This is a genomic window from Pseudomonas sp. RA_35y_Pfl2_P32, from assembly GCF_963970735.1.
Classification (GTDB): Bacteria; Pseudomonadota; Gammaproteobacteria; order Pseudomonadales; family Pseudomonadaceae; genus Aquipseudomonas.
Genome location: NZ_CAXAQF010000455.1, coordinates 1 through 251, shown reverse-complemented (window position 1 = coordinate 251; position 251 = coordinate 1). Strand labels below are relative to the sequence as shown.

Annotated in this window: 1 protein-coding gene; it reads left to right on the top strand. The window is 59.4% G+C overall.

Annotated elements, in window-relative coordinates; all coding sequences use genetic code 11:
- The coding region (locus AACY45_RS29145; protein WP_339548920.1) for an immunoglobulin-like domain-containing protein at nt 1–251 on the top strand (251 nt) is incomplete at both ends.

Sequence of the window (251 nt, the reverse complement as noted above, 5' to 3'; positions counted from 1 at the left end):
GGCGAGTTGACCTTCAAGCTCACCGACGGCACCGAGATCAAGATCCCGGCCAATGGCACCACCGGCACTGCCGTGGTCACCGCCAAGGACGACATCTTCACCGGCGGTCAGGATGCGATCGTCAACAAGCTGGAATCCGTCTCAGCTAACAACTTCGAGAAGCTGACCCTGGGCGATACCACGCTGACCACCAGCGTGACTGACGAACCAGGTTCGGGTGATCCGAAAGATCCGGCTAACGAAGGCGACAA